Origin of the sequence: Acinetobacter sp. SwsAc5 (assembly GCF_013391485.1) — a bacterium.
GTDB classification, from domain to species: domain Bacteria; phylum Pseudomonadota; class Gammaproteobacteria; order Pseudomonadales; family Moraxellaceae; genus Acinetobacter; species Acinetobacter towneri.
The window spans coordinates 17,697-40,587 of sequence record NZ_JACAXD010000004.1; the positions used below are offsets into that span (position 1 = coordinate 17,697).

Consider the following 22,891-nt stretch of genomic DNA (forward strand, 5'->3'; position numbering starts at 1 on the left):
TTACATATTATCAATCATATACAATTGTATATTTATTTTCCTTAGACACTTTATACCTAACATGATGTGTATACCCTTAGCATAAATCATACTTTTATTGGTACATCTCAAAATTAAAAGTGCTTGTTTGTCGTTCTGTTTTGCAATCGGCACGTTTTTGCCTTAAAATAATGCCCTTGCTGTAGTGATGCACGGCAGTCAATTGAGCAATCAATTGATCGGTATCAAATCTTTTTATTAAGCATCTCGGAGAAATCGAATGGCTTTAACAAACGCAGATCGCGCAGAGATCATCGCTAAATTTGCTCGTGCTGAAAACGACACTGGTTCACCAGAAGTTCAAGTAGCGCTTTTAACTGCTCAAATCAATGACTTACAAGGTCACTTCAAAGAGCACAAACACGACCACCATAGCCGTCGCGGTCTAATCCGTATGGTTAACCAACGTCGTAAGTTACTTGACTACCTTAAAGGCAAAGATGTGACTCGTTACAGCGCATTGATTGCTGCTTTAGGTTTACGTCGTTAATTCGATTTAAGCTTTTATTTTCGGACTATTGCATGTTGAATGCTGTATTACTGAAAACTAAAGTATATCTAGCCTTGGCTAGATCAGTGGAAGGGGCGAATGATTCGCTCCTTCTTTGTGTTTAAAAATCGTGTTTCATTCGAGTGAGGTCGGCTTCTAAGCTTTGTCATTTACCTAAACAATTGTATTGTGAATGCCAAACCTTAGGGGTCTCCACGAGAATAATTGTTCACAAGAACTAGGAAAAAATAAAACATGTCGATGTTTAATATTATTCGTAAAGAATTCCAATTTGGTCAGCACCAAGTTGTACTTGAAACTGGTCGTGTAGCGCGTCAAGCCAACACGGTAATGATTACTATGGGTGGCGTGACTGTATTGGTTGCAGTGGTTGCTCAACCAACAGCAAAAGCGGGTCAAGATTTCTTCCCACTGACTGTTAACTATCAAGAAAAACAATATGCTGCAGGTCGTATCCCAGGTGGTTATGGTAAGCGTGAAGGCCGTGCTTCTGAAGCAGAAACTTTAATTTCACGTTTAATTGACCGTCCAATTCGTCCGTTGTTCCCAGAAGGTTACTACAACGAAATTCAAGTTACTGCGACTGTTGTATCTTCTGACAAAACCATGGAAGCTGACATTGCTGCAATGTTAGGTACGTCTGCTGCACTTGCAATTGCAGGTACACCGTTCCGTGGCCCAATTGGTGCGGCGCGTGTGGGTTTAATCAACGGCGAATACGTGCTTAACCCGAACTTTGAACAAATGGCGCAATCTGACCTTGACCTTGTGGTTGCAGGTACAGAATCTGCTGTATTGATGGTTGAATCTGAAGCAAAAGAACTTTCAGAAGACCAAATGTTAGGCGCAGTGCTTTACGGTCATGACGAAATGCAAATCGCGATTCAAGCGATCAAAGAATTTGCTGCGGCTGCAGGTGCAACTGAATCAACTTGGACTGCTCCAGAGAAAAACGAAGACCTTCGTGCAAAACTAAAAGAAGCGTTTGAAGCAAAAATTTCTGAAGCGTACACCATTGCGATCAAACAAGACCGTTATGCTGCATTAGATGCACTTCAAGCAGAAGCAGTTGCGCAATTCGTTCCTGAAAATGACGAAACTGGCATTGCAGATGACTTGAACGAACTCTTTGAAGATCTTAAATACCGTACCGTACGTGACAACATCTTGTCTGGTAAACCACGTATTGATGGTCGTGACACCAAAACCGTTCGTGCGCTTGACGTACAGGTTGGCGTTCTAGACCGTGCGCACGGTTCTGCATTGTTTACCCGTGGTGAAACTCAGGCTTTGGTTACCACCACTTTAGGTAATACACGTGATGCCTTGATGGTTGATACCTTATCGGGTACTAAAACTGACAACTTCATGTTGCACTACAACTTCCCTGCATATTCAGTAGGTGAAACAGGTCGTGAATCTGGCCCTAAACGTCGTGAAATTGGTCATGGTCGTTTGGCACGTCGTGGTGTGCAAGCAGTTCTTCCTGCAGCAGATCGCTTCCCGTATGTGATTCGTATCGTATCGGACATCACTGAATCAAACGGTTCATCTTCTATGGCGTCTGTTTGTGGTGCATCGTTATCACTTATGGATGCAGGTGTTCCATTGAAAGCACCAGTTGCGGGTATCGCAATGGGCTTAGTGAAAGAAGGCGAGCGTTTCGCTGTACTTTCTGACATTTTGGGTGATGAAGACCACCTTGGCGACATGGACTTTAAAGTTGCGGGTTCTGCCAACGGTATTACTGCATTGCAAATGGACATCAAGATTGAAGGCATCACTGAAGAAATCATGGAAGTTGCATTAAATCAAGCTTATGCAGGTCGTATGCATATCTTAAATGCAATGAACCAAGTGATTTCACGTGCGCGTCCAGAAATTTCAATGCATGCACCAACTTTCCAAGTGATTAACATCAACCCAGACAAGATTCGTGACGTGATTGGTAAAGGTGGTGCTACCATCCGCCAAATTACTGAAGAAACTAAAGCGGCAATTGATATTGAAGACAACGGTACAGTGCGCGTATTTGGTGAAACCAAAGCTGCTGCACAAGCTGCTGTTGCAAAAATTCAGGCTTTAACTGCTGAAATCGAGCCGGGTACAATTTACACAGGTAAAGTAATCCGTATTGTTGAATTCGGTGCGTTCGTAAATATCCTTCCGGGTACTGACGGTTTACTTCACATTTCTCAAATTTCAAATGAGCGTATTGCCAACGTTGCAGACGTGTTGAAAGAAGGTCAGGAAGTGAAAGTACAGGTTGCTGATGTAGACAACCGTGGTCGTATCAAATTAACTATGAAAGATATCGAACAAGCGTAATGCTGTGTTGATGATCTGAAATGGTCAAAAAACCCGTATTCAATCTGAATGCGGGTTTTTTTATGCTAAAAATTTTGTTGCATCGTACAAACCATCTTTGTTGTATGAAAAGCGGCATAAATTACAGCATGTATTTGAAAAGAAGCCTGATCCATGCTTAAACTGAGTACATCTTAAAATCTCAAAAAACCGTACAAGAAAACTGAAATAGAGTGCCCGTTCTATGCAAAGTTATTATTTTTATCTGCATACCAATCATAAAACCAATATTTATGTGCAAAAACAGCCAATTGAAGGGCTTGAGCCTGAATTTATCTGGATTGATTGCACCCGTGATGATGTGCTTAACCGTGCAGAACAGTGGCAACAAGAGATTTTTCAGTACAGTCAATTATCGCTCAATGAATATCATGTGCGCGATATTTTAAATATAGAGCATCCATGTGCGTTTGATACTTTAGATGATTATGACTTATTGATTTTCCGTAAACTGATCACACCCGAAGACCGTATTGCAACAGGGCAACAAGTCGGGGAGAAACATGAACGGATTTTTGGACTGGCCACTACGCCGATGAGCTTTATTATGACACCGCAGATTTTGATTAGTGTGCGGGAACAGGGCAATAAAGTCATGGAAAGCTATTTGTCACGTGTGGAAGCAGCGGTACAACGCCCGATTGAAGAACAGAATAAAGCACGCAAATTGGCAGCAACACCACTAGATTTAACGTTGCGTTTACTGAATTTGGTAGCGGATGATTACTTGGATATTCGCATGCCGCTAACCCGCCGTGTGGAATATTGGCAACAAGAGTTGTTGCAGGGACATCGTCGTTTTACCCGTTGGCATCAATTGCTGCAAGAAAATATGGCGTTTCAGCAAGTTGAAAATTTATGTGAAGAGCAAATAGAAGCCTTGCAGGAATTGCGTGATGAAATTGTCGATAACTACCCACATTTACGTGGCAAAAAACGTAGTGAACGGCAGGATATTATTTTGGTACGTTTGGATGATTTGACCAGTCACATTGAACGAATTCAAAAGCATACCATTCGCTTACGCTCTGCAGTGCAAACCGCAATTGATCTGCATTTTTCTGCTATTGCCAACCAGACCAATGAAAACATGCGGATTTTAGCCATCATTACCGCAGTTTTTGCACCTTTGACTTTATTTACAGGGGTGTATGGTATGAACTTTGAGTTTATGCCGGGGCTGAAACACGCACAGGCCTTTTGGATCATGCTTGGGGTAATGGTGATGACTACTTTGTTGTTGCTGTATTATTTTTATCGTAGGCACCTTGTCGGTCTGGGTGAAAAAAGTGTGATTGATATGTTGGCACAGCAACATAATGACCAAACCATGAATTTATTTTGGTTTTTAGACTATGAACCCATTAAGCAAACCGTGAAAGGCACCATTAAAGAAGTCGAAAAACTGACTAAAATTAAATAATCCAGAAGATAGACTTGCAGATGTGGTGATAAATTGAGTTCCACATCCAATATATGTCACAAGATAATTCGTTGATAAAAGTTGTCCACAGACCTCAAAAGTTATCCATAGGACTGATAAGCTTATACACAGATTGAACCAGATAGGCAGACACTTAGCTCAAGATGGCAGTTTTTTGAATGCTGTTTTCAGACTTGAATACGCCATCTTGTTTTGCTTTTTGTCTTTTCTTGCTGTGTCCTGCATTTGATCGTATGAGGATTTGCAGTTCAGACTTGTATGTATTTTTAAGCCAATTGATCATTTTGTGCATTACGCAGCAAGTGATACATTTCATCTTTTAGTCTTAATTTTTTGCGTTTCAGCGCTTCAATGTCATCATTAATTTGATGCACAGGATCAAGCTCTAACTGGCTGATTTCACGGTCTAGCTGTTCGTGATCTTCAAAAATTTTTGAAAAATGTGGATTGCTGTCGCGTAATCCCTGAATTAAATCACGAAACTCAGGAAACATATTTTTAATCTTCTTGTTGCAGTCTTTAGTTTTCATTGTGTAGATCATTCTCATCAAAAAAATTTACGGGCATAGAAAGAAAAACGCTCTAGCAAGGTGATGAATCACACAGCTAGAGCGTGAGGATTAACTATGTTGAAAATTCAGATGTTTAACTTCTTTACGTAATTTTTGCACTTCATCAATCAGGTCAAGCATCATGGCGACAGCTGAAAAACTGGCATCAAAATCACGTTGCAGCCGATAGGCTTGGCGTGCACGGCTGACATCTTCACCAAAAAATTGGTGGATACGTTCGGCAGGGCGGGAAGGCAGGATGTCATATTCTAAAAGTTGTAAGACCCATTCAGGGCTTTGCCCACACGCTTCGGCAAATTTTTTTAAATCTAACTGGGTAAATTCTTCAATAATTTCTGTGTGCTGTCCGTCTGAAGTGATTTCACGATATAAAATGGTGGTCATGGCATACTCCTTCTGATCGAATTCAAACGAGTTGGCTCGCCTGAAATGAGGGATTGCTTTACATCAATAATTGGTGGATATCCAATAAGTGATTCTCTTTAATTTAGCCTGTGTACGCTGTAATAGAATCTTTTATTTGTATTCCTTTGGTGAAATTCAGCCAACCCTTTGCTGTGCTCACGCCTGTTATATTGATGTGTCAATTTGGCTTGTGCGTATAGATGTCTTATAGATATTAGTCTATTTTTTATTCAATGCCATCCTTTATTTCAATATTTTGGATTGAACGGTCGTACGGTGTTTAAAAGGATTGTTTCAAAATTTGGTAATAAAAAGGGCTCTTTAAAAAGAACCCTGTAAATCAATATCTTAGTTTTTGGAATTAGTATTTTACCCAAGTCACGCTGCGACCAATCACTGAAACACCTACATAGCCACGTAAGGTGAGGCGCTTACCGTTAGCGCTTAAACGAGCTTTGCCTTTATAAACTTTACCGCCAATTGGGTCTAAAACATGACCTTGGTTAAATTCACGTGGGTTTTTAGCATCTTGTTTAAAGCCCCAAATAAATGGCAAGCCAATAAAAGGTTTATTCTTTAAGTTACCTGGACAATTGCTACAAATCACCATTTTTTCTGCACCCGGAATATTACGGGTTTCCACGATAATGCCTTCATAAGTGCCATCTGGCTTTTTGCGAATTTCGACATCGGCACGTGAATAACCAGTGCGGTCATCAATGGTTTTCCATTTACCGACCAGTAGATCGCTTTCTGCAAAGCCAACACTTGAGAGGGTTGTTAAAACGAAACCCGCAAAAATCCCTCTGAAATTTATTTTCATGAACAGCATCCCCAAAATTGTTATTTTAAAAAATAGAGTAAAAATTCTATTTCGGGTTTTATAGCAAGAATGTAATAAACAAGCAAATTGAGCAGTGTGAGATGTCAGGCAGGAAAAGATATAAGTGTTATGGAGTTGGTAATTTAAATCTAATCATTCCGATAAAAGTGTGCAGAACACAGCTTTTATCGCATTGGTGAGGAATAAAATCAGTATTTCACCCACGTCATTTTGCGGCTGGCATTGGTGGCAAGGTCTACATTATAAAGGGTTAAATGTTTGCCATTGCTGCTTAAACGTGCACGAGTTTTATATTGTTTACCTGTGCGCGGGTCTAAATAGTCACCTTCATAAAATTCAATTTGATTGCTTGGCGTAGCTTTTAAGTGACTTAATGGCACAAAACCTAACAGTGGCTTATCTTTATTTTTACCCGTACAGAGTGTGCAATTTTCCAAACGCGGTGCGCCAGGAACCGCACGTAGTTCTATAATCGTAGCGGCATACGCACCTTGTTTATCTTTACTCATGACTACGTCAGACAATGAAAAACCTGTGCGGTAGTCTAATGTTTTCCATTTGCCCAAAAGTGGGTCTGCATTGGCTGCATAAGCTAAACTTGAACAGCAAATCGCGCTGATGAATGCTAAACGAGAAAAGAACAGGGTGTTCATAAAATCAATATCCCAGAGAAGAAGCAGCCTAAAATATATAAAGGCATAAAAAAAATATGGGATTATTTATACCTAATTTACGCGGTATTTTCTAGTAATTGCATGAAAGTTTTGTGAAATTAATCACATGAAAAGTAATAAAATAATAGGTTTTGACGATGATCGTCACGCAAATAAAAATGAGCAGAATGGACTGCTCATTTTTGGTGAATTTTCAGTATTGCATCACACATTAATCACGGTATTCGCCATGTAATTTAGCTGAGATGTTCTCCGAATAAACCTAAGGCTTCTTCGGCACTAAAGCTATATTGTGTGCTGCAGAATTGGCAATCCATAGTAATTGGGTTCTGATGTTCCAAAGTTTCACGCACCGCAGCAACGCCAATCTGCATTAAGGCATTGGCACAGCGTTCTTTGGAACAAGTGCAACCAAAACGTAAGGCTTCTACTTCAGGCAAACGCACTTGTTCTTCATTGTACAAACGGTACAAAATTTCATTGACGTCTAAATCAGTCAATTCTTCCGCTTTTAAGGTTTCAGTCAGCATGGTCACACGCGGCCATAAATCTTCATCGACTCGTTGTTGTTCTTCTTCACTGTTACGCGGCAACAATTGAATCAGCAAACCGCCCGCACGTTCAGCATTGCTTGCCAACACAATACGAGTTGGAATTTGTGCCGATAAGTCGTAATACTGCATTAAACATTCAGCTAAATTGGCTTTGTCTAAAGGCACAATACCTTGATAACGCTCACCAAATTCAGGCTCGATATTAATAAACAGTACAGGACTGACCAAACTTTTCAGGACGGTGCTGCTGTCTTCAGCGTTTAAAAAGCGCGGGTCTTGTTCGTAGTCTGCCAACGCACGTACTTCACCCAAATGGTTACATTCCGCCATAGCCCATTTAAATGTGCCAGATGCCTGAATTTGTAAGCTAATACGCCCTTTAATTTTTAGGGTACTGGCCAGTAGGGCAGTGGCGCAAAGCATTTCTCCCAACAATACTTGCACCGCAGGCACATAATCACGTTGTTTTAAAATGGTTTGCAAAGCTTCTTCGAGATGAACTACTTCACCACGAACAGGGCTATCTTCAATAAAAAAGCGTTGGCGTAAATCAGACATAAAATTCTCCATAACCCTGTTTTAATGGTGGCAATATTGTAAAACACAAGTCAGTTTGCTGCATCACGTGTTACATCAATATGACTGCTATGCAAGCCGCGTTTTAAATCGACACCCAAGGGCATTTCACGGTTTTGTGCATCACTTTCAAACAGGTGTTCCAGTTCTGCCAAAGCGTTACGATGGGTTTCATATACTTTTTGTTCATCGGTATAAATGTGCTGCTGTTGTGCCAAGAGTTGTTCATCATAATCACGGAACAACTCAATGCTTTTATAGGCATCTTTTTCATTAATGCCCAAATCGCGCAAAGCCTGATAGGCCATGCCTAAAGAGGATAAATACGTTTCACGCCAAATATAGGTAACGCCTAAATCGCGCAATAAGTGCACATGATGACGATCACGAGCGCGTACCAGTAATTTTAGCGCTGGATAATTCAGGCGAATATGCCGTGCCACGTTCATTGAGTCTTCAATATCATCAATGGCTAGAATAAAGATTTTGGCATGCTCGATGCCTGCGGCACGTAAAATTTCAGGTTGAGTGGCATCGCCATAATAGACTTTACCGCCGTAATTCCGCACAAAATCAATTTTATCCATATTGCTGTCGATGGCAGTAAAGTGCAGATGCTGCAAGTACGCCACACGGGCAATAATTTGTCCAAAACGACCAAAACCCGCAATAATCATGGGGTGATGTGTATCGGGAATTTCGTCATATTCAGGCGATTTTTCACGTTCTAAGCGAGGAATAATTTGACTGCTCATCAACCAATATAAAATTGGGGTCAACACCATCGACAAAGTCACAATTAAGGTCAGTGGTTGCAGCATGGCCTGGCTGAGCACACTTTCACTTTGTGCGACACTGAGCACCACAAAGGCAAACTCACCGCCTTGTGCCAAGCAAGTCGCCAACAACAAACTATTGCGCCAAGAATATTGGAAATAACGGGCAATGGCCGTGAGGCTAATCAGTTTGATGAGCAGGAGCAGCAATGCACCGCCTACAATCAGCCAAGGGGTATTCATTAAGATTGCCAGTTCGGTGCTCATCCCGACGGTCATAAAAAATAAGCCTAGCAATAAGCCTTTGAATGGGGCAATACTGGCTTCTAACTCATGTCTAAATTCGGAATCTGCCAACAATACGCCTGTTAAAAATGCACCTAAGGTGGTGCTAATGCCCAGCACATCCATAATGCTGACCACGCCAAGTACAATGAATAAACCGACAGCAGTGATCAGTTCATGTGCGCCACTTTTAGCCACAAAACGAAAAAATGGACGCATGAGATAACGGCTAAATAAGAACAAACCGCTAAAGGTCGCCATGATTGCAGCAAAATAAGCAATGCCATGATGAGTCGATTCTGCACCTGCTAACATGGGAATGATGGCAATTAAAGGAATGGCGGCAATATCTTGAAACAGCAGAATGGAAAAGGATTGTTGTCCATAACTGCTGTTGAGTTGCTGCTTTTCTTGCAACATTTGTAGCACAAAGGCTGTAGAGGAAAGTGCCAGTGCAAAACCTATCACCACACTTGAGGCAATGCCTTGCTGTAAGGCAAAAAAAGCCAAGATTGCAAGTAGAATACCCGTGATGCCGACCTGTAAACTACCCAAAACAAAAATGGGCTTGCGCATTTCCCACAGCCGTTGTGGACGCAGTTCTAAGCCAATAATAAACATCAGGAACACCACACCATATTCTGCCAGTTCCTGAATATCATCGGGGTCGCTGGCAATATTGAATACGCTAGGCCCTAGCAAAATGCCTGTAAACAAATAGCCCAATACGGTCGCAATACCAAAGCGTTTTAGTAAGGGAACCAAAACCAATGAAGCGCCTAGAAAAATGGTTATTTGTAACAATAAGGACATGTGGTCATCCAAAGTTTAAAGCGGTGGATTATTGAAATAAGTGCTGATACAGCTAAGTTTCAATTTACAGTATTAGCTAAATTCTTGCGGATCTATATCTAAACTTAGTTTCATGCTGGATGGCTTTTCATGCAACATATTTTGCCACCAGTTCCTGATATAAAAATGTAAGCGTGCCCGATCTTTAGACAACAACACCATGTGTGCATGAAAACGTCCTGCTTTACGTTCCATTGGCGCAGGAATCGGCCCCCAAATTTCAATTAATTGTTCTGAATGTTCTCTAAGCCATTGTGCATGTTGTTGTAAAAATTGCTGGTTTAATTCCTGACTTTTAGATTCACAGCGAATCAAAGCACTGTAACGATAAGGCGGTAATTGTGCAGCTTTGCGTTCTTTTAAACTTTGTTTGGCGAACTTGCGGTAATCTCCCTCGACCAATGTGGTGAGAAGTGGATGATCAGGACGCACACTTTGCAAATAAACATCACCTTTATGCTCACCACGCCCTGCACGTCCCGCCACTTGCACAATCAGTTGAGCCGTGCGTTCAGGTGCGCGAATATCCACACTAAGTAAGCCTGAATCAATATCTAAAATTGCCACCAATGTCACATACGGAAAATGATGCCCTTTGGCCAGCATTTGCGTGCCCAATAAAATCAGTGGTTCGCTGCGTTGAATACGGTCATAAATTTTTTGCCAACTGCCAACACGACTGGTTGAGTCACGATCTACCCGAATCACATCTACATTGGGAAACAGCTCGTTTAAACTGTCTTCGACTTTGGCAGTGCCCATGCCAATTGGTTTGAGTTCTGCATGGTTGCAGGCAGGGCATTGCTCAGGTTTACGATGAATCGTACCGCAGTGGTGGCAATGCAAATGTGTATAAGGTTGATGATGCAAGGTAAAGTTGGCATCACAATTCGGGCATTTGGCTTGCCATGCACAGCTCTCACAAATCAATACGGGTGCATAGCCGCGTCGGTTTAAAAACACCAAAACTTGTTCTTTTTTAGCCAAGCGTTTTTTGATTTCATCAATCAATTGTTGGCTAATACCGTGCTGTTTTTTGGCAATTTTTAAATCAATCAGGTGGATTTTGGGCATGAGTGCCGTGCCCGCGCGTTGATTTAATTCCAGACATTGCATTTTGCCTTGATCGACTAGTGCATAGCTGTCAATGCTTGGAGTTGCCGAACCTAAAATAACAGGGCAATTTTCCAGATGGGCACGATAGAGCGCAACATCACGGGCATGGTAGCGAAAACCTTCCTGCTGTTTAAAAGACAGGTCGTGTTCTTCATCTAAAATAATCAAGCCTAAATTTGGCAATGGGGTATAAATCGCAGAACGTGTACCTAAAATAATCGAGGCTTTGCCCGTTTGTGCGGCTTGCCACGCCTGCAAACGCTTGGAATCATTTAAACCTGAATGTAAGAGGGCGATGTGGCAGTGAAAACGCGATTGGAAACGGCTAATGGTTTGTGGCGTTAGACCAATTTCAGGTACTAACACCAACACCTGTTTGCCCTGTTTTAGTACCTCATGCATGATGTGTAAGTACACTTCAGTTTTACCGCTACCCGTTAAACCATCCAGTAAAAATGCCTTATATTGCTGCCGTACTTTAAGTACGCTGTCGATGGCTTTTTTCTGATCTGGATTAGGGGTTAAAGGCATTTGCGCCAAAGTCACTGGCATTGGGCTAAAATCTTGGGCTTCCAAAACACATGCGCAAATTTCTTTATTCGCCAAGGCTTTTAGGGTTGCTGTTTCAATGCCTGCCAAATTTAAAATATTTTCAGAAGTTCCCGAAGGATGCAGCTTTAAAATTTTATAGGCTTCTTGTTGTTTTTCTGAGCGTGTAATTTTAGCTTCGGCATGTGCATCCAACAATTTCCAAGTACGTGCCAATAAATTATAGGGTTTGGCTTGGCGCAATAAGCTAGGTAAGGCACTTTGCATCACTTCACCAATCGGGAATTGATAATATTGTGCCGACCATGTCAACAAAGTTAAAACTTTAGGGTCTAAAATCGCTTGCTCATCTAAAAGTTCGCTAATGGCTTTGAGTTTAAAACGTGGATCAATTGGGGTGTCGAGTGCCAGTTTTTCGACAATAATTCCGACCAAGTTTTGCCGACCAAAAGAAACCAAGACCCGCGCGCCCACTTCTGCTTGCTGATATTGTGCTGCACTGAGCATATAATCGAAGCAGTCGTAAAGATATACGGGTACAGCCACTCGAATACGATAAACAGGCTGTGGGTCTAAAGTGGAATCTGGCATAGAAAAAGTCGTATCGTCCTGTGAAAAATGGCTTCGTGCTCGACTTTGGCATGTGTTAGAGTGAGCACAGAATTTATATCTAAGAATATGAATGATTTTAGTGGTCAGACGCAACTGCGTTGCAAGAAATTTTGGAAAATTAGAGCATTACAATGCCAGCATATCAATTTACTGCCATTGACGCTTCAGGGAAGCAGCAAAAAGGTGTTTTAGAGGGTGATTCTGCACGACAAATCCGTCAGCAATTACGTGACAAAGAATGGATTCCTGTCAGTGTCGATACCGTTGAACAAAAAGATAAACACAGTGGCAAACAATGGTTTCAGAAAAAAATCACCGCCTATGATTTGGCTTTGCTGACCCGTCAGTTATCGGTTTTGGTGGCTGCTGCGATTCCTTTGGAAGAAGCCGTTCGCGCTGTGGGTAAACAAAGTGAAAAAGCCCATGTGCAAAATTTGCTGATGTCGGTGCGTTCCAAAGTTTTGGAAGGTTATTCACTGGCCAATGCTTTACAACAATCGGGGCGTTTTCCAGACTTATATATTGCCACCATTGCCGCAGGCGAGCGTTCGGGGCATTTGGATTTAATTCTGGAACAATTGGCAGATTACACCGAAAACCGCTTTGCCATGCAGAAAAAAATTCAAGGGGCGATGATTTATCCCATCATTTTAATGCTGATGTCTTTTGCGATTGTGATGGGTTTAATGACTTATGTCGTACCCGATATTGTTAAAACCTTTGATCAGAGCAAAGATGCCTTGCCGTGGATCACCGTGGCATTAATGAAAGCCAGTGATTTTATTCGTGTTGCATGGCCGTTTTTACTGGTGGCTTCTGTGGTGGGGGTATTGTTGTTGGTGCGTTTTTTACGCACCACCGCAGGGCATTATGCCTTTGACCGTTTAACCTTAAAGTTGCCGTTATTTGCAAAATTATCACGTGGGATTAATGCCGCGCGTTTTGCCAGTACCTTGTCTATTTTGACTCAGTCGGGTGTGCCTTTGGTGGATGCGCTAAATATTGGTGCTGCGGTCAGTAACAACTGGGTCATTCGTGATGCGGTCAATTTGGCGGCAGAAAAAGTCACTGAAGGTGGTAACTTGGCGACGCAATTAGAGCGCAGTGGTTATTTCCCACCGATGATGGTACAAATGATCAAAAGTGGTGAAGCCTCGGGCGAGTTAGACCGTATGCTGTCACGTGCTTCAGACATGCAAGACCGTGAAGTGACCACACTGATTTCTACCCTGTTGGCATTATTAGAACCGTTGATGTTGGTACTGATGGCGAGTATTGTACTGGTGATTGTGATTGCGGTAATGCTGCCAATTGTGAATATGAACAATATGATTTAAATCGTTTTGAAGCATCGTTCTTCAAACAGAATCTAAAATAAATGTCGAATTGATATAAATAAATGAGAGAGATTGAATGAAACAGAAGCAACCGAGTAAACAGTCTGGTTTTACCCTGATTGAAGTCATGGTGGTGATTGTAATTTTAGGTGTGTTGGCGGCTTTAATCGTACCGAACGTAATGGGACGTGGTGAAAAAGCCAAAGTAGATACTACGGTTATTACTTTAAAAGGTGTGGCTGGCGCACTCGATCAATACAAACTCGATAATCAAAAATATCCTTCAATGCAAGACGGCGGTTTAGATGCCTTGGTGAATCAGCCTGCTTCGGCTAAAAACTGGTTGCCAGGCGGTTATGTGAAAGGGGGCTATCCGAAAGACAGTTGGGATAATGACATCCAATATGTGATTCCGGGTTCAGAAGGTCGTCCATTTGATTTATATTCTTTTGGTGCAGATGGTCAGCAGGGTGGTGAAGGTACCGATGCCGACATTTATTATCAGCCTTAATAGAAGATGAGTTGAGTCTATATATTGATTCAGTGAACTCCAAAAAAAACCGAGCGCTTAATGCTCGGTTTTTTATGAATGGTCGTTTCTAAGCACTATTGAACAGTACTATTAACGACGTGATTTAAACGACACATCTACCTGACGTGGTCGATAAATCCACCCTAGAATTAACAACAGCAATGAAAAAATCAGCACAGGCCAATCGCTGAGTTGAGTATACAGAGTTTGACCTTGCATGGCAGGCAGATCTCCACGCAGTACAAACTCCTGATCCATTGGCGCTTGTTTGACAATATGTCCATGATGGTCAATAAATGCGGTCACCCCTGTATTGGTGGCACGAACAAACCAACGTCCATTTTCTTTGGCACGCATTTGTACCATTTGTAAATGTTGCAACGGCCCTGCAGTACCCGTAAACCAAGCATCATTGGATACTGTTATCAAAAAGTCACTTTGGCTAGCATTGCGGCGGGTCAGGTTCGGATAAGCCACCTCATAACAAATGGCTGCCCCCAAATGATGCTGTTTAATTGCAAGCGGTTTTTGCTCAGACGCTCCACGTGAAAAACCACTCATGGATGGGTCATTTTGCATCGCAGGTAGTACCCAACTCAGTAAGCCTGAAAGCGGAATATATTCACCAAAAGGCACCAGACGCTGCTTTTTATACAAGCCTTCAGCCGCATCTCCCGTTGCCATAATGCTGTTGTAATACATTGGATGTTGCTGCACTTGTGATTCAGGCAAGTCCCAATACGGAATACCTGTCACCCACGAACTGCCCGTTTTTTCAGCCTGTGTTTTCATGGCATCCAAAAACGGTTCAATATCGGTCTGGAACATTGGAATGGATGATTCAGGCCAAACAATAATGTCGCGTCCCCATTCAGTTCGGGTCAAGCGGGTATAAATTTCCAAGGTCTTAATTTGGTATTCGGTTAGCCACTTTAAGTCTTGAGGAATGTTGCCTTGAATCAGAGAAACCGAGAGTGGCTTTTCAGATTTTGCAGTTACAAAACTGAGTTGTGCTGCACCCCATGCACCCAAAAGTAAAATTGCCGATGGAATCAGCCAGAAGATACGCTTTTTAAGGACTTCAACCAACGCACAGGCCAGCAAGATGACCACAAAAGACACCCCGAAAATACCAAACAACGGTGCATAGCTATCCAAAAAGCGTTCGGTGAAGGCATAACCTGCAAACAGCCATGGAAAACCTGTAAAGACCCAAGTTTTCGCCCATTCAAAAAATACCCATAGCGGTGCAAAAGTCAGTGGTGTTTCAGGGAAAAACCGACGATATAACCACGTTTGTACGGCAGTAAACAAACCCATCAACAGCGCCATAATGACAATCATCAGCACGCTTAAAAAGGCATTGGTGTCGCCATAGACGTGAATGGATGTATAGAGCCAAAATGCTCCGACAAACCACAACCCAATCCCGTAAGACCAACCAATCAAAAAGGCCTGTTTCGGGGTGCGTTTGCTTAAAGTCGCATACAGCAAAGCAGGTGAAAGTAAGGCAATCCACCAGTAATGATAGGGAGCAAGTGCCAAACTAAACACTGCACCTGCCAATAGGGCAATGATTAATGGATAAATTAAGGGCAGTTGTTGATGTTCTGCAGGATTAGACAGCTTGGAAAAAAAAGTCCTCATTGACGTACGGCTCGAATCAGATGAATAGTGCGGGCATCTGCTTCAAGAATGGTAAACTCCCAGTTGCCAATCACAATCACTTGTCCTTGCAAATCACTCACCAAACCAATTTCCTGAAGCAATAAACCGCCCACAGTTTCTACTTCATCGTCAGAAAAATCTGCATCTAAAACATTATTAAAATGTTCGATTGGTGTAAGTGCTTGTACTAACCAAGTATTTGCCGTTTTTGGGTCGTGATCGGGGATGATGTATTCTGCTTCTTCGTCAATATTGTCGTGTTCATCTTCAATTTCACCGACAATTTCTTCTAAAATATCTTCTAAAGTAACCAAGCCCGAAGTGGTGCCATACTCATCAATCACCACTGCAATATGGGTTTGGGTGTTTTTGAGCATACGCAATACTTGGTCTGAACGAGCACTTTCAGGCACAAATAACGGCTGACGCATTAAGGCGCGAATATCGACTTTGGTTCTTTGTTCGGTCAGTAAAGGCAATAAATCTTTTGCCAATAAAATCCCCACCACGTTGTCGGGTTGGTCAGATGAGAACACAGGAAAACGTGAATGTGCCGATTCGACCAGTACATGCAAAATGTCGAGTAGCTCATCATCTTCTTGTAAGCTAATCATGGCGGTACGTGGGGTCATGACTTCACGGATTTTGGTGGCAGGTAAATCCAGAACACCTTCGAGCATTGCCACCGTATCGGGTTCTAAAAAACGACGTGAATCTTGTACTAATTTTAGCAATTCATCGCGGGTTTCTGGTGCAGTGCCTAACCATTTTCTTAGGCCACGCATACCCCACGATGGGCCTGATTCCTCGTGCATGATCTTTCCTAAAGACTCTTTATATCTAAAAAACTTAGCTTAATCATACCTTAGAAAATACAGTTGTCTATTGCTAATCTTGGGAGAAAATGACGGCAATTACGTCACGAGATGTGTTGCTGTGCGTAGCGGGAACACATAAAACAAGGCTGCGCTTTATGCTAAACTAGCCCGATGTTTTAATATCGAGTCTGTGCATGTCTGAACTTCCTGTCACACCTAGCATTCAACTGAATACCCGCGGTTTGCGTTGCCCTGAACCTGTGATGATGCTGCATCAAGCCATTCGCAAATCTAAGTCTGGCGATGTGGTTGAAGTGTTTGCAACTGACAATTCGACGTCTTGGGATATTCCAAAATTTTGCATGCATTTGGGGCATGAGTTGTTATTGCAAGAAGAACGCTTAGATGAGCAAGGCAATAAAGAATTTCATTATTTGGTGAAAAAAGGCTAATAGGCAAAAATTAGCCTCAGCACTTTTAGAACACTATAATTTAAACACGATAAAATAGTCATGTGATCCATATAGGCATATTTCATTTGCAATTCATGCAAGTTGAAATATGCCTTTTGTGTTTTTAGCCATGACGTTCAACTTTATTTTTAATTTTTCATCAATTTTGCATCAATCCAACCTGCTTCACAGTTTGAGTTAAAAAATGGCGAAACGATCCACGAGTTGCGTTATCTGCTACACATTTTTTAAGGGACTTTTCAACTTTTCTGCATTTATAGGGCAAGTTGTGTGCTTGTGCAAAATCTAACAAAGCTCTGTGTGTTGTATAAGAAATAATTTTTAGAGTGTGAGTTTAGTATATTGTTTAGTTATTGATTTTTAACAAAATTATTTTAAATATTTTTTAATATATGGAAAAATTAGCCTATAATGCGATCAGTTTATTGAGTTCGATTGCAGAACATTTGGGGATAAAATTAAGCAGATTTGGGGTTTTGCTTGGTTTGAATGTTATATGGCAGTGTTTATGTTTTATAAGGCTGAAAAAGCTGATTAAGCTGTCGCATTAAAGTAGTCAAGTTAAGAAAAATAATTTTGGGGGGCTTAACTGATTGTCTTTATCTTAAAAAAATATGCCATTTAGACTGAGCAAAATCTGCTTAATTTTTTACGTGATCAATCATCAATAAATCTTGCGTTATCATCATTTTGATTGAGTACGGTATGATTTTAGATAAAAAGCAAAACTTTTCTTTAAAGCCACTGAGTGTGGCGTGTTTATTGACCATGAGTATCTCAGGCTGTTCATCGGGTTCAGGCTCTCAGTCAAGCACGGTTCAAGTCACTGATGTGTTGGGGGCAGAAAATGTCAGCCAAGAAGATCAACCGACTACAAATGAAGGCATTGGCAGCGGAGTAGAGCAACCTGTCGCACCATCTGCACCCATTACCGATCAACCTCCTGTGAATTTAGAGCTAGATCATGGCGATGCATCATCCAATGGCGGTGGTTTGAGTGGTGGCAGTACAGATCATGGCAATACATCACCAACTGAAGATTCACTTTTAGACAGCAATGATGCTGTACCTAGCGATGATGCTACCGTTTTAGAAAATAATGATGTCAATCAGCCTGATACGATACCTACACTTGAATCACCTCCGTCAGAAGTAGAGCAACCAGTCGATGTGGTAGCTCCACCAGTAGCCGAGCCTGTTTTAACCGACACCGTCTTGGTCGATAGTGCAATTCAAGATATTGAAGCACCACAAGATACCTCTGACATCGAGATGGGCAGTGCGATTCAAGAACCTGAACCTTCACAAAACATTTTAGAAGTCGAAACAGACAGTGCATTTCTTGAAACACCTGCAACCAACGATGAAGCTGCTGCAGAGATTCAAATGGATGCTGCAATCATTGATGCGGCAGAAGCAGAAGAACATTATTTTGATCCTGCAGCATTGCTGCAACAGCCGAGTTATGTTGCGCCTGTGAGCGCGGAACAACTGAGCAAACCTCAGTATGTGCGTGCAGTGCAAGCAGAACTACAAAATGCCCAACCACAAGCCAGTGCAGGCACACTTGCAGGCTATGCGGTGATGGATTCAAGCAATAACAGTAATCTCACCGAAGCCATGTATGGTTTAAATGAAGCCGACTATGCAGCAGAACTCGGTGCATTAAAAACCAAAATCGATACCCGTAATATGCATGTGGGTGTTATTGATACGGGGATTGATCCGAATAATCCTGACCTGAACAATGTCAATTTACATGACAGCCAAGTGGTATGTACGCAAAATCCGTTGTGCTATTACAGTGAGCAAGGTCTAGAAAATTTAAGTTATACCGACCATCAAGCCAGTCATGATCATGGTTCACAAATGGCTGCCATTATTGCGGGGAATAATGGTTTAAGTAATGCACGGATTTATGGCAGTGACAGCATTGACTCAGGCTCGAATGGTGGCAATCAATTCCTAATTATCAGCAAAATTAATCGCGACAGTCAGGGTGAGGTTAAAATTTTTAACAACTCTTGGGGCGGTGACAACAGTGGTTTATGGACACAGCTTACTCGGAATGAACGCTATGATGCTGCCACAGGCGTAGGCAATGGCGACTTGGCAACTGTGCATGATTTAATTTTAAATCGGGATGTATTGTTGCTGAAAGCCACAGGCAATGAAGGTCTGGATAACTCCAGCGATGAAACTTTATTGCCCGACTTTAACCCACGTTTTAAAGAAGGTTTTATTGCAGTTTCTGCACCACGTGAAGATTTTTCTGGCGCAAATCTTTGTGGTGATGCGGCAGAATGGTGTTTGGCTGCACCATCATCCACACAAAACTATAGCAATAGTGGTCAATTACAAAACTATAAAGGCACATCACCTGCTACAGCGCGGGTGACAGGTACGGCAGTATTGGTTAAAGCTGCTTATCCCTGGATGAAAAACCACAATTTGGTACAAACCATTTTAGGCACAGCTAAAGATTTTGACGAGATTCGTGCTGAATCACCAACTTATCGTGGCATTGTGCAGGTCGATGAAGTTCCAGAGCATATCTGGAGTTACTGGCGTGATGGACAAGGTAACTTCTATATTGAAGGCGAAGCAGCGTGGGAAAATCGCAATCGTAACAGCCGCGATCATCATGGTAAAACCATCACTTATGAAAGCGGTTGGGGCTTGTTAGATACTGTTGCCGCCACGCAGGGCTATGGTGGTTTTTATTGGGATGATGTGCAGTTAGATACCGCAGGTACACCTGTTTCGGTCTTTTCAAATGATTTAAAAGGGAATAAAGGCTTTACTAAATCGGGTGAAGGTAAGCTGGTATTTACGGGCAATAACCAATATTTGGGCGATTCGATTATTCGCGGTGGTGTGCTGGAAATTAATGGCAATAATGGGCCATCAAAATTTCAGTTACATGCAGGTGAGCTGACGGGTTATGGCAGCATCAGTGATGTGCAGCAAACAGGCGGTTGGCTAAATAACGAAGGCAATTTAACCATCACAGGCAACTATTCGATGCAGATTGCTGCAGATCAGCAGCAACATGCGGGTTTTAAAGCACGTTTTGGCAATTTGCTGACGGTAACGGGAACCGCCAATTTGGCAGGGACTTTGAACCTGTTTGATGAAGTGCCACTTGATCAGCCACTTATTACTGCACAAGGTTCACAAACTACCGTATTACGTGCGCAACAAGGCGTACAGCGTGAGTTCGATGCTTATCGCTCAAGCAATCCATTATTTGAGTTGACACAAGTTAGTTATCGTCCTGAACTGAATGCAACGGGCGAGCCTGTACGTGCGGCAGATACAATCAATACCGATGTGGTGATTACGGCAAAGCGTAAATCGACTGAAACGGTGGCGGCTCTTGCTGCTGAACTTGAAGGACGTACTCAGGTTGCCCGTAATTTAGATGTAGTTTTAGCAAGTCTTGATCAGAAACAACAGTTAGAAACGCTGGAAGATGCTGAAAAAGTTTTTGCCAATCGCTTATTTAACAATTTTGCTCAAACTATACGTTATAGCAATGCTGCTGAAAGTACAGTTTCTACGCAGGCATTGAATCAACTGTTTCATCAACTTGATCCAAGTTTTTATGCCAATACCGTTTTAAATGTCGCAGAAGAAAGCAGCAAGCAAGAACGTCAGTTTGCACAGCGTTTGGCAACCGCACAACCCAAACAGCTTTGGTTTTCGGGTGATTACCAAAGTTATGATATGGATTATGTCGGCTTAAATAGTGAGCGCCGTAGTCATCATCAAGGTGTTGGTGTGGCAACAAAACTGGCAGGGATGACCTTGGCAGCGCAGGCCGATTTCAGTCAACTGAACTTAGATGATGCCGTACAAACAGGCTCAAAAAATAGCAGTCAGAGCAAAGCCTATGCACTAACTATGGGGACAGCACAGCAGCTTAATCGTGATTTAAGTGTCGCGGCATGGTTAAAAGGCATGCAGGTGGATGTTGACGCGCAGCGTGGTCATGCTCAAGCACAAAAAATACAGTTTGATGGACAAATGTATGCCGCAGGTTTGCGTCTAGATTATAGCTATCCACTCAGTCAAAAAATGCAGATTCAACCGTATTTAGACGCTTCGTTCCAACATTATGTTCATGCCGAACAAACTCAGCAGGATGGTGTCAACAGCTTAGATGATTTGGTGATGCAGCGCTGGAATTTTGGTGCAGGTTTGCAAGCCAATTACCAGTTGAATCCAGCATGGCAATTGCAAGGCAGCTTGTATTACAGCCAACCGATTCAGGAAAAAGCATATTTAGATACCCATTATGTAGGCACAGCGGAGAAACTGAAGTTTGATGCATGGCATGCCGATCAAGGTCAATATCATGCTGCCTTAGGTTCACAACTTCACTTTGGACAACATAGTTTTATCAATTTGAATTATGAATATAGCGGGCGATCACATAGCGACAGTCATCGGGTACAGTTGGCGGTAACGACTCGATTCTAATTGATCGTTTTATTCATGAGAAAGTCATGAAAAAGCGTAGATTTGCGTATGAATGAGAAGTTTGAATCTTGATTGAAACAGCCATGTAGATAAATCTGCATGGCTGTTTTTTAGATCACAGTCAAATGGACTGAGTTTTAGACCGCATAGCGACTCATTAAAGTCAGTGGTGCTTTGGACTGTAAATAATCGGCAGGAATAAATACGATATTGGCAGCGTGTTGCTGTGCTGCATCAATAATATGGTTGATCACATCGTCTGTGGCTTGTGCGCTGTCAGGTGCGTGCGCTTGATCTAGATAAATTCGTTGCTGGTCGGTATCGACCCAACCTGTCTGCATGTAGCCTTGTTGAACATATAAAGTATCGACATTATTTTGCAACACTGCCTGATAAATTTGCTGCAGATCGGTCACAACACGGTCACTGGCATAGAGTTCATCCAGTTGCTGCGCATGTTGCTGATGCAATTGTTGTTGATGGCTTTTTAGCTCGGTCTGAATACTGTCAATAATGTGTTGTGCGCTGCCTTGTTCTAGCTGAGTGACGTTATCTACACTGAAAATAATGGCATTGGGTTGGTCGCAAATAGATTCATAAAAACTGATATTGCGTCGATCACCCACAATGACCAAGCCCAATGGCTCACTGGCACGTACAGTTTGCACATTTTTATCGACACGGTTTAAAAACTCTTTGAGTAAACGGTCTTCATTGGCGGCTGTGGCACGTTCTGCACCGCTGGTGCTATATAAGTTATCATTTTGAACAGGAAATGCACCATGTGGCAGTCGTTCATTCAAGTCGCTGTCATCTACAGAAAACTCATGGATTACACGATCATTGGAGGCCTTAATCAGACGTCCAACTTCACGACTGATCACTACCACATAGTATTGCACTGCATAAGATAGCTCACGAATAAAATCACGCACTGAAAATTGTTGATCAATCACAATACGTTCTTGGGTAGGGAATGGCAGACGCAGTACTTGTGCACTGTCGGCTGTGGCAAAAATAGCCAGACTGTCTAAATGGTAGTTGGGATTCAAATCTTTGGTTTGATGATGAATCTGTTCTAAAATTTGTGCCACCAGACGTTTGTCATAGTCTGCCAACAGGCGTTCTTCGAGTTGTTTAAGTTGGTTTTTAAGAGCAATCACATCTTGCTGATTGTCTGGAAAGGTACGATGTGTGGGTAGAAATAAGCTGACTGCAGGTTGTGCCTGCACATTTTTAAGTTGGTTGAGGGTGTCTGTTAAATTAAGCATGTTGGAATTCCTCTTCTAATGAAAATAAGAAGAACAACCAAATGCTTGAGCAAGATAAAACTCAAAGTACTGCTTTATACTCCACTCAAGTCAGTTTTAGTCAGCATCTACAACATTTTGCTACCGTGCTA

At 42.1% G+C, this 22,891-nt stretch carries 17 protein-coding genes; 7 read left to right on the forward strand and 10 right to left on the reverse strand.

Annotated elements, in window-relative coordinates; genetic code table 11:
• The first annotated feature begins 259 nt into the window (after positions 1-259).
• From rpsO to HYG89_RS03115, 3 genes are all read left to right on the forward strand, one after another.
• Entirely contained in the window at positions 260-529 is a 270-nt protein-coding gene (gene rpsO / locus HYG89_RS03105) for a 30S ribosomal protein S15 (RefSeq protein WP_004975922.1), read from the forward strand.
• A gap of 261 nt (positions 530-790) precedes the next feature.
• The gene (gene pnp, locus HYG89_RS03110) at positions 791-2,878 is read left to right on the forward strand and encodes a polyribonucleotide nucleotidyltransferase (RefSeq protein WP_171257431.1); all 2,088 of its coding nucleotides are present in this window, start codon (positions 791-793) and stop codon (positions 2,876-2,878) included.
• Positions 2,879-3,101: 223 nt separating this feature from the next.
• On the forward strand, positions 3,102-4,340 hold the full coding sequence (locus HYG89_RS03115) for a magnesium transporter CorA family protein (protein WP_167845736.1): 1,239 nt from the start codon (positions 3,102-3,104) through the stop codon (positions 4,338-4,340).
• Between the two features lie 287 nt (positions 4,341-4,627).
• On the opposite strand, the gene HYG89_RS03120 is transcribed toward HYG89_RS03115, so the two are convergent.
• From HYG89_RS03120 to HYG89_RS03150, 7 genes are all read right to left on the reverse strand, one after another.
• Complete coding sequence (locus HYG89_RS03120; RefSeq protein WP_026438326.1) at positions 4,628-4,891, reverse strand: YdcH family protein; 264 nt, start codon at positions 4,889-4,891, stop codon at positions 4,628-4,630.
• 90 nt (positions 4,892-4,981) lie between these two features.
• Positions 4,982-5,317 (reverse strand): chaperone modulator CbpM, encoded by a 336-nt coding sequence (locus tag HYG89_RS03125; protein WP_004975930.1) that lies wholly within the window; start codon positions 5,315-5,317, stop codon positions 4,982-4,984.
• A 382-nt stretch (positions 5,318-5,699) separates the two neighbouring features.
• Complete coding sequence (locus HYG89_RS03130) at positions 5,700-6,161, reverse strand: DUF2147 domain-containing protein (RefSeq protein WP_004975935.1); 462 nt, start codon at positions 6,159-6,161, stop codon at positions 5,700-5,702.
• 209 nt (positions 6,162-6,370) lie between these two features.
• Positions 6,371-6,835, reverse strand: a complete 465-nt coding sequence (locus HYG89_RS03135; protein WP_004975938.1) for a DUF2147 domain-containing protein — start codon at positions 6,833-6,835, stop codon at positions 6,371-6,373.
• A gap of 257 nt (positions 6,836-7,092) precedes the next feature.
• A complete protein-coding gene (gene hslO / locus HYG89_RS03140) occupies positions 7,093-7,968 on the reverse strand; it encodes an Hsp33 family molecular chaperone HslO (RefSeq protein WP_178866019.1) in 876 nt (291 codons plus the stop codon).
• 50 nt (positions 7,969-8,018) lie between these two features.
• Positions 8,019-9,860, reverse strand: coding sequence for a monovalent cation:proton antiporter-2 (CPA2) family protein (locus tag HYG89_RS03145; RefSeq protein WP_154321101.1), 1,842 nt, complete (start codon positions 9,858-9,860; stop codon positions 8,019-8,021).
• Positions 9,861-9,932: 72 nt separating this feature from the next.
• A complete protein-coding gene (locus HYG89_RS03150) occupies positions 9,933-12,155 on the reverse strand; it encodes a primosomal protein N' (RefSeq protein WP_004975947.1) in 2,223 nt (740 codons plus the stop codon).
• 152 nt (positions 12,156-12,307) lie between these two features.
• Here HYG89_RS03150 and gspF point away from each other — a divergent pair, with 152 nt between their 5' ends.
• Together gspF and gspG are read left to right on the forward strand one after the other, a co-directional pair.
• Positions 12,308-13,513 carry a type II secretion system inner membrane protein GspF gene (gspF, locus tag HYG89_RS03155; RefSeq protein ID WP_004975948.1) on the forward strand — a complete coding sequence of 402 codons (1,206 nt, stop codon included), beginning with the start codon at positions 12,308-12,310 and terminating at the stop codon, positions 13,511-13,513.
• Positions 13,514-13,589: 76 nt separating this feature from the next.
• The gene (gspG, locus tag HYG89_RS03160; protein WP_004975950.1) at positions 13,590-14,024 is read left to right on the forward strand and encodes a type II secretion system major pseudopilin GspG; all 435 of its coding nucleotides are present in this window, start codon (positions 13,590-13,592) and stop codon (positions 14,022-14,024) included.
• A gap of 111 nt (positions 14,025-14,135) precedes the next feature.
• Here gspG and lnt read toward each other — a convergent pair whose 3' ends face one another.
• Entirely contained in the window at positions 14,136-15,692 is a 1,557-nt protein-coding gene (gene lnt, locus HYG89_RS03165; RefSeq protein ID WP_178866021.1) for an apolipoprotein N-acyltransferase, read from the reverse strand.
• The gene (locus HYG89_RS03170) at positions 15,689-16,528 is read right to left on the reverse strand and encodes a CBS domain-containing protein (RefSeq protein ID WP_004975954.1); all 840 of its coding nucleotides are present in this window, start codon (positions 16,526-16,528) and stop codon (positions 15,689-15,691) included. The genes lnt and HYG89_RS03170 overlap by 4 nt, the downstream gene beginning before the upstream one ends.
• Before the next feature lie 197 nt (positions 16,529-16,725).
• Here HYG89_RS03170 and tusA point away from each other — a divergent pair, with 197 nt between their 5' ends.
• Both tusA and HYG89_RS03180 read left to right on the forward strand, forming a co-directional pair.
• Entirely contained in the window at positions 16,726-16,983 is a 258-nt protein-coding gene (tusA, locus tag HYG89_RS03175) for a sulfurtransferase TusA (RefSeq protein ID WP_004975955.1), read from the forward strand.
• 726 nt (positions 16,984-17,709) lie between these two features.
• Positions 17,710-21,489, forward strand: a complete 3,780-nt coding sequence (locus HYG89_RS03180; RefSeq protein ID WP_178866023.1) for a S8 family serine peptidase — start codon at positions 17,710-17,712, stop codon at positions 21,487-21,489.
• A gap of 137 nt (positions 21,490-21,626) precedes the next feature.
• Here the strand turns inward: HYG89_RS03180 and HYG89_RS03185 are convergent, their stop codons facing one another.
• Positions 21,627-22,760: a hypothetical protein gene (locus HYG89_RS03185; protein WP_104852982.1), complete on the reverse strand. Its 1,134-nt coding sequence runs from the start codon at positions 22,758-22,760 to the stop codon at positions 21,627-21,629.
• Positions 22,761-22,891 lie beyond the last annotated feature (131 nt).